Raw genomic sequence first — 11464 nt, 5'->3', positions numbered from 1 at the left:
CAGCCGCTGTTCGCCTCGTTTGGAGATACCCCATGACTACGCCCACTTCATCCTGGACGGACTATCTCGGCCGGGCCGCCATCCGCTCCGGCCAGGCCCTGCTGGTCCTCGCCCTGCTGGTGGTGGCCATCTACGGGATCACCCAGCTCAAGCTGGTCTTCACTCCGCTCCTGCTCGCGCTGATCGTGGCCTCGGCGCTGCGCCCCTTCGTGCGGGTGCTGCTGGCCCGCGGGGTGAACGAGACCCTCGCCGCGACGATCGCCCTGATCTCCGGCGTCGCGGTCTTCGGCGGGATCATCACACTGGTGGTCTTCGGCATCCGTGGCGAATGGGACACCCTTCTCACCTCGGCCAACGATGGCCTCGACGCCCTGCAGGAGCTGCTCACCAGCGGCGCGCTGCCGATCGATTCCGCCCAGATCGATTCCGTGCGCGAGTCGGTCATCGACTTCGCCACCAGCAGCCAGTTCGGGTCCGGGGCCCTGGCCGGGGTCTCCGTGGCCGCCGAGATCGTGGCCGGCCTGGTGCTCGGCCTGGTCGTGCTGTTCTACTTCCTGAAGGACGGCCCCCGCATCTGGGACTTCCTGATCCAGCCGCTCGCCGGCACGCGGCACGCGCGGGCCGTGCGCATCGGCGTGAGCAGCGTCGAGGTGTTCGGCAACTACGTCCGCGGCACGGCGATCGTCGCGATCGTCGACGCCCTGTTCATCGGGATCGGGCTCTGGATTCTGCAGGTTCCGCTGGCGCTTCCGCTCGCCGTCATCGTCTTCGTGGGTGCCTTCATCCCCATCGTCGGGGCGACGGCCGCCGGCATCCTGGCGGCGCTGGTGGCCCTGGTCACGAACGACCTGACGACCGCCATCATCGTGGTCGCGATCGTGATCGCCGTCAACCAGCTCGAGGGCAACTTCCTCTCCCCGGTGGTGCTCGGCAAGTCGCTGCGCCTGCACGGCCTCGTGATCCTGCTGGCCCTGACGGCCGGCACAATTCTGGGCGGCATCGTCGGCGCGGTCATCTCGGTGCCGATCGCCGCGGTGGGCTGGGCCGTCATCAAGGCCTGGAACGCGCCCACCCCGCCGCCGCCCATGCAGTCGGTCCTGCCGGGGGAAGCCGGCCCGCCCGCCCAGTCGATCGGCGCCGCCGGCGCAACGGTCTAGCCAACCAACCAACCAACCAATTCGTTCGAGCGAGGGGATCAGTCGAAGGCGGAGATGCCGGTCACGGCACGTCCGACCAGCAGCGCGTTGATCTCGTAGCTGCCCTCGTACGAGTAGATCGCCTCGGCGTCGGCGAAAATCTTGGCCATCTCGTACCCGGTGCTGATCCCGTTGCCGCCGAGCAGACCACGACCCAGTGCCACGGTTTCGCGCATCCGGGTCGTGCAGGCCGCCTTCGCGAGGGCCGCCTGGTCCATCGTGAGCCGCCCGCTCTCCTGCAGCCGCGCCAGCTGCACCATCAGCGACAGCGACAGGGTGGCGTTGCCGATCATGCGGGAGAGCTGCTCCTGCACCAGCTGGAAGGAGGCGATGGGCCGACCGAACTGCCGCCGCTCCAGCGCGTAGGCGCGGGCCACGTCGAAGGCGGCGAGCTGCTGGCCGACCGCCTGCCACGACACCCAGACCCGCGAGTTCCGGAGCAGCACGTTCGTGTCCCGGAAGCTCCGGCTGCCCGGCAGCCAGTTCGTGAACGGGATCCGCACGTCCGTGAGGGTGATGTCGGCGTTCTGCACGATCCGCACCGCGATCTTGTTCTCGATCGGGGTGGCGGTGAACCCGGGCCGCTCCTTCTCGACGATGAATCCCTTGATCTGCCGGTCGGCGGTGTCCCTGGCCCAGACCAGCACGTAGTCGGCCATGGCGCCGTTGCCGATCCAGCGTTTGGTGCCGTTGAGCACCCACTCGTCGCCGCTGCGGGTGGCCGTGGTCTCCATCATTCGGGAGATGTCGGACCCGTGTCCCGGTTCCGTCAGGGCGAAGGCCCCGATCTTCTCCAGGGCCAGGAGGCCCGGCAGCAGACGTTCCCGCTGCTCGGGCGAACCGAGCTCGTCGATGGCCGTGGCGAACAGCTCGTGGTGCACACCGTAGAACGTGGAGATCGAGGTGTCGGCCCGGGTCAGCTCCATCTGCAGCAGACCCGTGAGCAGGTGGCTGGTCGCGGCAGCACCGGTCGCGGCGAGGTTCTGCGCGGCAAGGCGGGGCAGCAACTCGAACGGGAACTCGGCGCGGTTCCAATAGTCCACGGCGAGAGGGCGCACCTCGGCCTGGTAGAACGACCGCGCGGCGGCCAGCCTCTCCCGCTCATCCGGTGTGAGCAGGTCGGTGACGAAGATCAGGTCGGCGTCAGGGTAGGGCGCCTCTTCCCGGCCGAGCCCCAGCTCCTGCCCCAGCCCCAGCTCCTGCCCGCCGAGCGGCGCGAAGAACGCGTCGACGGATGCCTCCGTCACCTCGCCGAGGCTCGCCGGCGACCACCGGGGGCAGCGGTCCTTGTCGATCACCTGGGCCCGGATACCCTCCTGCAGCTCGCTCCGCTGCAGGAAACGAAGCGTCACCCGGTATTCCTGGTCGAGCACCTCGTCCAGGCCCGGGAGCCGCCGGGCCCGGCGCAGCGAGGCCAACGTGACCGCGAGGGCGGTCGGAGACCGCGTGAGGATGAGGGCGGCGGCTTCGCGGGCGGCTTCCACGGGGGAGCGCTGCAGGGCGGCGACGATCTCGCCCACGTCGTCGAACGCGTAACACCGGTCGATCCAGTGCCGCTGGGCGAACAGGGCGGACGGCGGGGGCGTCTCGGCCAGGGCGCGCACCGCCTCGGCCGCGTCGGTCCCGGCCAGGGCGCGGGCCAGCGCGGGGAGCCGGTCGCTCGGAATGAAGTGGTCCGCCAGGCCCAGCGCGATGGCGTCGGACCCGGAGACCAGGGCGCCGGTCAGGGCGAGGTGGGTGCCGAGCTCGCCGGGCGCGTGGGACAGCAGCCAGGTTCCGCCGACGTCGGGGACGAAGCCGATGGCGGTCTCCGGCATCCCCAGCCGGGTGCGCTCGGTCACGATCCGGGTGTTCGCATGGCCGGAGACGCCGACCCCGCCGCCGAGCACGACGCCGTCCATCACGGCCACGTACGGTTTGGGATAACGGTGAATCTGCGCGTTCAGATGGTACTCGTCGGCGAAGAACCGGGCGGCCTCGGCCTCGGCCTCGGCCTCGGCGTCAGCGTCCGCTCGATCGTCCGCGCCCGCGTCCGCACCGCGGTAGATCGCCACGATGTCGCCCCCGGCGCAGAGACCCCGGTCACCGCTGCCGGTCAGCAGGACGGTCTCGACCAGACCGTCGGCGGCCCAGTCGGCGAGCACCGCGGACATCTGTCGGATCATCGCGTGGGTGAGGGCGTTCAGGGCCGCCGGGCGGTTCAGGACGATCTGGGCGAGCCGCCCGTCTCGGCGCAGCAGTAGGTCCGGCCGGTCGTCCATGATCTCGAGCATGGACCCCACGCTACCGGCGCCGACTCCGATCAGACGGGTTCACTCACCGGCGACTCAGAATCGGGGAGCAGCTCCGCCCTCGCCGACGACGATCTCCTCTCCACAGACGGTGAACCCCAGGCGACGCAGGTGCAGCCCGCCGAACATCAGAGGCTGCAGTAGCGCGCCGACAGCGGAGACAACCCACAGCCCGCGCGGCATCGTTGTCCGCGCCATCACCTCTCGCCGCAGGTTGGCCGTGCCGTAGACCACGCTCCAGAACGCCAGGGTGAAGATCGCCAGGTAGACCAGGTAGAAGCCGTTGTAGGCCCGCTCGATCACGTAGATGCCGTACGCGTAGAAGAGGTAGCCGAGCAGGCCGAGCGCGAGTAGCTGCTGCCGGCGCCGATTGGAACGGGCAAGCGCGGCGTACACACGTGAGTGTCAACGCCCCAATTCGGGACGTTCCGTTGTCGGGAGGTGGTCCCATTCGTCCCTGGCCTTTGGCTGGCCTTTGGCTGTCCTTCCGTCGTTGCCGGTCAGGACGTGCGCGCAGCAACCGATTCGTGAACCGTCACTTTCGGCGCCGCGGGAGTGAACTGTTTGGTGGTGATGAGGACTCCAACGAGAACCAGAGGCACGATCCATCCGGACCACCCAAGAATGGTGGCCTGAGTCGTGTCGATTGACTCACCGGCGGCGGCGAAGACGAGAGAGAATCCGGCGGCGGCGTTGAACGCGCCGTGGGCCAGGGCTGCCGGCCAGACGGAGTCGGAGCGCAGTCGGAGCCATCCGAAGACCGCGCCGACAACGGTGGACATGCCGATCATCATGGTCAGGCCCAGCCAGCCCGGGGCTCCCGGATAGTTGTAGCCGAGCAGGATGAGTGGGGCATGCCACAACCCCCAGATCACTCCCGAGAGCAGTAGTGCCGGTACCGTGCCGAGTCGCATGAGCTTGGGCAGCAGCCAGCCGCGCCAGCCGAGCTCCTCACCGAGCGCCGGAACCAGATTGATGAACGCTCCGACCAGCACGTTGATGAATTGGAGTCCGACCAGGACAGCGATCGGGATCGGAAGTTCGGATGCGCCCGCCGACGCCATTTGGGCATCGAGCATTTCCTGGAAGGCCGAGAATGTCACGAAGTCGGCGGGATAGACGCCCAGCACAGCGCCGATGGGGAGTGCGACGAGAATGAGGGCCACGGGAACGGTGAGGCCGAGCGCGAGGTAGCCGATGAAGCGACCGGCCGGCTTCAACGGCCACAATCCGAGCACCCGGGCTTTGTCCCGGGGTCGTTCGATGGCGAACACGACGATGATCGCTGCGATCGCCGGCGTGAACATCATGGCCAGTGCGACCACCGCGAACAGTGGGTCAGCGAGTCCGTCACCCAGCCAGAGCGGCAGTGATAGCAGCCAGGAGAGCCCGAAGGCGATCAGCAGAAAGACGAATATTGAAAGTGCGTTCTTGCTCATGACTGACCCTTCGTTGTTGCATCGCCTCGACCGGCCTGGGTTGGCCTCGTCGTGCGGGTGTGCGGTGGTTATGCGGAGTTCGAGAGCACTCCCGAGCATAAACCATTACGGGCAGTTCCGTAACGTCTAGTTGCGTAACCCCGCCAATTCTGTTACGTTACTGATAATTACGTAAGAGGGAGTTGGTTTCGATGTCCGAGTCGCAGATGGCGCCGCGCCGCCCCGGTGGTCGCGGCAGCGATATCGGGCGTCCCCGTGACCCGGACATGGATCAGGCCATCCTTCGGGCGACGATTGAGTTGCTCTCCGAGGTCGGCTACGTCCGCGTTTCGGTGGCGGAGGTCGCCCGGCGGGCGGGGGTGAGTAAGCCGGCCATCTACCGGCGGTGGTCGCAAAAGTCCCAGCTTGTCGTCGAAGCGATGGTCACCCAAATGCGTCCCGGAAACGACAATGATTCCGGCAGCGCCGCCGACGATTTGATTGCCTTGACCGACCAGCTGATCGACCTCTTGACCCTGACGCCCCTCGGCCGCGTGCTGCCTGGCCTGGTGGCAGAGATGGCCGCCGATCCGGTACTCGCCGCCAGCTACCGCAATCTGATCATCAAGCCGAATGTGCGGCACTGGCACGCGGCCATCGAGCGCGGAATCGCCTCCGGCGAGCTCGCGGGCGATACGGATGTCGATTTCGTGATCAACGCCCTCGTCGGCCCCCTGTATTTCAACCTCCTGATCACGGGAGAGCCCATCGCGGCCGGCTACGCACGTGCGGCCGTCCACCTTGTCTTCGCCCGTTACAAAACCGCTTCCAGCTAGTACCCGCACGTCGGCACCTTTTTGGCTTGACGCCTTCAGTTGACCGCATCGTTCGAACGCGCCTGCGCCGCACAGCGCCCGCGCCGATCGAACGCGCTCACCGCACGATCAATTTCCATCCCATCTCCCCTTCCGACAGGAAAAGACATGACCGACAACCCAACCCCCCACCCCCTTGAGATTCGCTCCGCGACAGCCATCCCCGCGTCGGCCATTGCATCGGCGAGGGGACTGGTGAAGACCTATGGGCGGGGCGACACGGCGGTGCAGGCTTTGGCGGCTGTCGATGTTGATTTCACTCGTGGTGAGCTGACGGCGATCATGGGCCCGTCCGGGTCGGGCAAGTCCACCCTCCTGCACTGTATGGCGGGCCTGGACACAATCACCTCCGGGACCGTGACGATTGACGGCGAAGACGTCGGCCGGATGAACCAGCGCCAACTGACGAAGCTGCGCCGCACCCGTCTGGGGTTCATCTTCCAGGCCTTCAACCTGGTTCCTACGCTCACCGCGGCGGAGAACATCACATTGCCGCTGGACATCGCCCGCAGGCCGGTCGATCGTGCGCACTTCGACCAGGTCGTGGCCGCCGTGGGGCTTGAGTCCCGCCTGCACCATCGCCCCAGCGAGCTGTCTGGAGGTCAACAGCAGCGAGTCGCTTGCGCCCGGGCGCTCGTCGCCAAACCCGCGGTGATCTTCGCCGATGAGCCCACCGGTAATCTCGATTCGAGGGCGGCCACCGAGTTGCTGGGCTTTCTGCGCCGGTCCGTCGACGACCTAGGCCAAAGTGTCGTCATGGTCACCCATGACCCCCGCACGGCCACCTATGCTCACCGAGTTCTGTTCTTGGCCGATGGCGGGCTCGTTGGCGAGTTGGTAAACCCCACACAGGCATCCGTGCTCGAGGTGCTCGGCAGCCTCGACGCTGCACCCACTGCGGACAATGGCAACGCCGACAACGACGCCGACGATTCTGCAATGCTTCTCCCGGTGCGTGTCTGATGCGCCGCGTGGCGTTGCGCGGAATACGCGCGCATCTCGTGCGATTCGTCCTGTCGGTTCTGGCTGTCGCGCTTGGGGTCGCCTTCGTGGCCGGCACTTTCTCCTTGCGCACAATGATGTCTTCCACATTCTCCGGGATCGTGGACTCGACCCTGCTCGGTGACGCATATGTTCGCGGAGCCGAACCTGCGCTCGGGCGCAGCATGACCGGCACAACCGGCGAAACCCGCAATACCGTGCCAGCCGGTCTCGCCGATCGGATCGCCACAGTGCGCGGTGTCGATCAGGCGTTCGCCGAGATTTCCGGCCCGATCGTCCTCGTCGGGAAAGACGGTACCGCGGTCCAGAGCACCCAGTCGCCCAGCTTCGGGGTGGCGCTGTATCCCGACGACGCCACGGTCACGATCGCCTCCGGTCGCGCCCCCAATGGACCGACCGAGATCGGCCTCGAGTCCGCAACCCTGACGTCATCCGGCTTGTCGGTGGGAGACCGGACACAAGTCGTTGTGGCCGGCGAAATTCGCACTGTTCAGATCACCGGAAAAATCTCGATGGGAACCGCATTGGCCGGGGCCACAATCGTGTACCTCGACGTTGCGACCGCGACGGCGATCTATGCCCCGGACGGTATGGTGTCCACGATCGCCGTGTATGCACACCCGGACGTGACCGAAACCAGCCTGGTCGCGAACCTGGCCCCGGTGCTTTCGCGCGATCAGACGGCCGTGGCCGAGGCTCTCACCGGCGACGCGATGCGAGCCGAGGCGCGCACGGACATCGAAGCTCAGCTTGGGTTCGTGCAGGCGTTCATGTTGGTGTTCGCAGGCATCTCGCTATTCGTCGGGGCCTTCATCATCTCGAACACGTTCTCCATGTTGGTGCGTCAGCGCACTCGCGAGTTCGCCCTGTTACGCGCCGTAGGAGCGTCGCCGACCCAGGTGTTCGCGTCCATCCTGACTCAGGCCGCCGTTGTGGGTCTGCTCGGGTCCGCGCTGGGCATCGCCGGGGGCCTCGGCCTGGTCTCGCTGCTTCGAATCGGCTTCGATCAGGTCGGCATGGACCTCTCAGGATCTATCCCGCTTGACGCTCCGACCGTGATCGTCTCGTTGCTTGTCGGTACCGTCGTGGCCGTCGTGGCGGCCGCCCTGCCGGCCCGCCGCGCAGCCCTCACCGCGCCGGTCGAGGCGATGCGCGAGACGACGGCGACCGAAAGGTCTCTGCTTGTGCGCACTATCGTCGGCGGTGTCCTCACCACCCTGGGTGCCGCAGGGCTCGTCGTGGCGCTACTCGCGCCCGACAGCGACGGGTCAGCTCTGGTCGGCGTCGGTGCGGGGCTGCTCGCCCTCGGCACGCTGCTTCTGGCCCCGTTCCTCGTTCGCCATTGCCTGGGAGTGCTCGCCGCGGTGTTCGTCGCGGCAGTCCGGCCGCTGGGCAGGCTGGCCCGCGCAAATGTCGCCCGCAACCCGAGACGCACCGCGAACACCGCCAGCGCGCTGATGGTCGGCATGGCACTGGTCGGGGCCGCCTCGGTCCTGGCTGCCTCGGCCACGGTCTCCACCCGCGCGATCGTCGACGACGGCTGGACGTCGGACTTCTCCATTCGGTCGACTACCGGAGTGCCCGTCGGCGCGGTGGCAGACATCCGTGCGCTGGACACTGTCGGCGCGATGGACGTGCTCGCCTACGGCCCCACCGTCGTCGTCGGCCCGGGGGAGAGGGCAGGCACGCAGGATGCCTCGTTTGCCGTCGGAATCCCTGCCGAGGCGTTCGGGCGCACCATCGACCTCGATGTCGTGGAAGGTTCCCTGGACACCCTTGCCAACGGCGCCGTCGCGGTGAAGGCGGCGACCGCGAAGGAACGCGGCTGGTCTCTCGGTGACACGGTGACGTTCGCCTCCCGCGCCGGTGCCGTGTCGGCGTCGGCGCGGGTGGGTGCAATCATCGACTCGAACCTTGTGAGCGTTCCCATCGTCATGTCCGACCGGCTTCTCGCCCAAGTCGTTCCCCCAGGTCAGGTGACAATCGAGTTTCTGCTCGTCAACGCTGCTCCTGACGTGACTGCGGCGACCCTGCGCGCCGACCTGGTCAAGGCGGTCGGCCCATATGTGGTGCTCTCGGTATCAGACAAGGGTGACTTTGCGGACGACCTTGCGGGCCAGGTCAACCAGATCCTGGTGATTCTCTATGCGCTCCTCGGGCTCTCGATCATCATCGCCATCCTCGGCATCGTCAACACATTGGCCCTGTCGGTAATCGAGCGCACCCGCGAAATCGGCCTCATGCGCGCCGTCGGCCTCGGCCGGCTCCAACTGGCGGGGATCATCACCATCGAGAGCGTCCTGACGGCCCTGTTCGGCACCGTCGTCGGCATTGTTCTCGGCGTCGCCGTTGCAGCAGTGATGCCGACCGTATTCAACGGGGTCGGCCTGACCACGCTGGCCATTCCCTGGGCGCAGCTCGCCGGAATGCTCGTCCTGGCTGTCGTCGTCGGCGTGCTGGCCGCACTATGGCCAGCGTCCCGGGCCGCCCGACTGCCCGTGCTCGACGCCGTCGCATCCGACTGAGTCACCACCACCACACCCGCGCAACTCACCCCAATGAAAACGAAGGCACACCATGTCAGCCACGCGCACGGACCGCGTCGAAAACTCTCTTCCCCGACAGATTCGAGAGGCGACCCGATGAGAGCCTTTCTGCGGTGGTTCGTCGTTGTCGTGCTCGTCGGGCACGGTCTCATCCATCTGCTCGGCGCAGCCAAGGGGTTTGGCTGGGCGGAGGTGGAGGCTCTAACCGAACCGATCGAACCGGCGCTCGGTGTGGTCTGGTTGACCGCCGCGATCGTGGTCGTAGCGACTGGGGTGCTGGTCGCAGCCCGCAATCGCATGTGGTGGGTCGCCGGCGCCGCCGGAGTCGTGATCTCGCAGATCGCAATCCTCACCTCGTGGAGCGACGCCAGAACAGGAACGCTGGCCAACCTTCTGCTGCTGGCCGCTCTCGGATACACCTTCCTGTCCCACGGCCCAACGAGTTACCGTGCCGAGTACCGGCGTCGCGTCCAGGCCGCGCTCAGCGAATCCCCTCCGGGCACAGGTACGGCCCTGACCGAAGCAGACCTGGCCCACCTGCCCGGGTTGGTCGCCGAGCACGTACGGCGCTCCGGGGCCGTCGGTCAACCCCGGGTGACCGCTCTGCGCGCCAATATTCACGGCCGAATACGTGCCAGTGCGACGTCGCGGTGGATGACGTACACCGGCGAGCAGGTCAATACTTTCGGGCCCGCGCCCAGCCGGTTGTTCTGGATGGACGCCACGATGGTCGGCCTGCCGGTCGATGTCCTGCACGTCTTCGTCGGGCGCACCGCCACCATGCGCGTCAAGCTGTGCTCGGTGCTGCGGATGGTGAACGTCGCGGGGCCGGAGATGGACCGGGCCGAAACCGTGACACTGTTCAACGACCTTTGCATCCTCGCCCCCGCGGCGCTCATTGACGCACCCATCGTCTGGCAGTCCCTCGACGACAGCCATGTCCGCGGTGTTTTCACCAACGGTGCGCAGACCGTGACCGCCGACCTGACCTTCCGCGATGGCGACCTCGTCGACTTCATCTCCGACGATCGGATGAGCACCTCTTCGGACGGCTCGACCTTGTCACCTCAACCCTGGTCGACACCCCTGAGCGACTATCGTTCCTTCGGCACCCGGCGACTCGCCACCCGCGGGGAAGGCCGTTGGCACCCCACAGCCCCACACGACGAATTCGTCTACCTCGAATACAACCTCGACACCATCACCTACACACCCTCCGCCACAGCGGGCGATGGCGGTGCGATCAATCCGCACTCGGCCAGCACCCGCCAGCTTCCGCGCGTAATCTGAATGTGTGAATTCAGCAGGAACGACCGACGACGCGGCGCAGGGCGAGAGCGCCATCAATCAGGTGACCTCGTTGCCGCTCGACCTGGCCGCGCATGTCGCGGCCGTCTCCACCGGATCCTGCGGAGCCGTCGTGACCTTCATCGGCCAGGTGCGCGACCACGATCCCGACGCCGCCGGGCAGGTGACCGGCCTGGATTACAGCGCGCATCCGGATGCCGGCCGCATCCTGTCCGAGATCGTCGCCCGGTTCTCCCTCGAGTACCCGCAGGTGAACCTGTCGGTCAGTCACCGGATCGGCCACCTCGAGGTGGGCGACCTGGCCCTGGTCGCGGCTGCGGCGAGCGCACACCGGGCCGTCGCCTTCGAGGCGTGTGGGCGACTGGTCGAGACCGTCAAGCTCGAGCTGCCGATCTGGAAGAAACAGTACGAGGTCGACGGGTCGACCGGCTGGGTGGGCCTGACCTGATTCGACGTACCGGTTTATTAAACCGGACGTGTATCCTGTTTATTAGCGCACGGCTCGGTCGTGCCACTGAGGAGGATCCATCCCATGACCGCCGAACCCATCACGCTGACCACCGCGCACACCTGCAACTGCAACCATGACGACGCCGAGACCATCGTGCTCGACGGCCGCACCATCCCGCACGCGGTCCGCCACGCGGCCATCTTCGGCGCCCTGGAGTCCATCCAGCTCGGCTTCTCGCTCGATCTGATCGCCCCGCACGACCCGCTGCCCCTGCTGGCACAGTTGGAGAAGGCGCGTCCCGGCGCATTCACCGTGTCGTACGTGGAGCGTGGCCCGGAGGCCTGGCGCATCCGCTTCACCCGCGCCGCCTGACACCC

At 67.1% G+C, this 11464-nt stretch carries 10 protein-coding genes and 1 pseudogene; 7 read left to right on the top strand and 4 right to left on the bottom strand.

Going from position 1 to position 11464, the window contains the following annotated elements; translation table 11 throughout:
- Positions 1-32 precede the first annotated feature (32 nt).
- Positions 33-1157 carry an AI-2E family transporter gene (locus E3T23_RS06185; RefSeq protein ID WP_134369506.1) on the top strand — a complete coding sequence of 375 codons (1125 nt, stop codon included), beginning with the start codon at positions 33-35 and terminating at the stop codon, positions 1155-1157.
- Positions 1158-1195: 38 nt separating this feature from the next.
- Here E3T23_RS06185 and E3T23_RS15990 read toward each other — a convergent pair whose 3' ends face one another.
- From E3T23_RS15990 to E3T23_RS06170, 4 genes and pseudogenes are all read right to left on the bottom strand, one after another.
- Positions 1196-2374: an acyl-CoA dehydrogenase family protein gene (locus tag E3T23_RS15990; RefSeq protein WP_420898305.1), complete on the bottom strand. Its 1179-nt coding sequence runs from the start codon at positions 2372-2374 to the stop codon at positions 1196-1198.
- Positions 2375-2401: 27 nt separating this feature from the next.
- Positions 2402-3457: pseudogene (locus tag E3T23_RS15985) on the bottom strand (enoyl-CoA hydratase/isomerase family protein); the annotation flags it as partial.
- Between the two features lie 66 nt (positions 3458-3523).
- Positions 3524-3883 (bottom strand): hypothetical protein, encoded by a 360-nt coding sequence (locus E3T23_RS06175; protein ID WP_134369505.1) that lies wholly within the window; start codon positions 3881-3883, stop codon positions 3524-3526.
- 104 nt (positions 3884-3987) lie between these two features.
- Entirely contained in the window at positions 3988-4926 is a 939-nt protein-coding gene (locus tag E3T23_RS06170) for a CPBP family intramembrane glutamic endopeptidase (RefSeq protein ID WP_134369504.1), read from the bottom strand.
- A 191-nt stretch (positions 4927-5117) separates the two neighbouring features.
- Here E3T23_RS06170 and E3T23_RS06165 point away from each other — a divergent pair, with 191 nt between their 5' ends.
- The 6 genes from E3T23_RS06165 to E3T23_RS06140 all read left to right on the top strand — a co-directional run bounded on the left by E3T23_RS06165 (position 5118) and on the right by E3T23_RS06140 (position 11459).
- The gene (locus E3T23_RS06165) at positions 5118-5741 is read left to right on the top strand and encodes a TetR/AcrR family transcriptional regulator (protein ID WP_134369503.1); all 624 of its coding nucleotides are present in this window, start codon (positions 5118-5120) and stop codon (positions 5739-5741) included.
- Positions 5742-5888: 147 nt separating this feature from the next.
- Positions 5889-6743, top strand: a complete 855-nt coding sequence (locus tag E3T23_RS06160; protein WP_134369542.1) for an ABC transporter ATP-binding protein — start codon at positions 5889-5891, stop codon at positions 6741-6743.
- A gap of 113 nt (positions 6744-6856) precedes the next feature.
- Positions 6857-9307, top strand: coding sequence for an ABC transporter permease (locus tag E3T23_RS06155; RefSeq protein ID WP_338145447.1), 2451 nt, complete (start codon positions 6857-6859; stop codon positions 9305-9307).
- A 117-nt stretch (positions 9308-9424) separates the two neighbouring features.
- Positions 9425-10618 carry a DUF6544 family protein gene (locus E3T23_RS06150; RefSeq protein ID WP_134369501.1) on the top strand — a complete coding sequence of 398 codons (1194 nt, stop codon included), beginning with the start codon at positions 9425-9427 and terminating at the stop codon, positions 10616-10618.
- A 4-nt stretch (positions 10619-10622) separates the two neighbouring features.
- Complete coding sequence (locus E3T23_RS06145; protein WP_241977666.1) at positions 10623-11084, top strand: molybdenum cofactor biosynthesis protein MoaE; 462 nt, start codon at positions 10623-10625, stop codon at positions 11082-11084.
- Between the two features lie 84 nt (positions 11085-11168).
- Positions 11169-11459: a DUF2249 domain-containing protein gene (locus E3T23_RS06140; protein WP_134369500.1), complete on the top strand. Its 291-nt coding sequence runs from the start codon at positions 11169-11171 to the stop codon at positions 11457-11459.
- Positions 11460-11464: the final 5 nt, after the last annotated feature.

Origin of the sequence: Cryobacterium cheniae, from assembly GCF_004403395.1 — a bacterium.
GTDB lineage: Bacteria > Actinomycetota > Actinomycetes > Actinomycetales > Microbacteriaceae > Cryobacterium > Cryobacterium cheniae.
The sequence above is the reverse complement of the archived record's forward strand: the minus strand, read 5'-3'. Positions and strand labels throughout refer to the sequence as shown.

Excerpts from the sequence above, each read along its gene's own strand:
- E3T23_RS06165 (WP_134369503.1), top strand. The coding sequence starts at position 5,118 with ATGTCCGAGTCGCAGATGGCGCCGCGCCGCCCCGGTGGTCGCGGCAGC.
- E3T23_RS06160 (WP_134369542.1), top strand. The coding sequence starts at position 5,889 with ATGACCGACAACCCAACCCCCCACCCCCTTGAGATTCGCTCCGCGACA.
- E3T23_RS06140 (WP_134369500.1), top strand. The coding sequence starts at position 11,169 with ATGACCGCCGAACCCATCACGCTGACCACCGCGCACACCTGCAACTGC.
- E3T23_RS06185 (WP_134369506.1), top strand. The coding sequence starts at position 33 with ATGACTACGCCCACTTCATCCTGGACGGACTATCTCGGCCGGGCCGCC.
- E3T23_RS06150 (WP_134369501.1), top strand. The coding sequence starts at position 9,425 with ATGAGAGCCTTTCTGCGGTGGTTCGTCGTTGTCGTGCTCGTCGGGCAC.
- E3T23_RS06155 (WP_338145447.1), top strand. The coding sequence starts at position 6,857 with ATGATGTCTTCCACATTCTCCGGGATCGTGGACTCGACCCTGCTCGGT.
- E3T23_RS06170 (WP_134369504.1), bottom strand. The coding sequence starts at position 4,926 with ATGAGCAAGAACGCACTTTCAATATTCGTCTTTCTGCTGATCGCCTTC.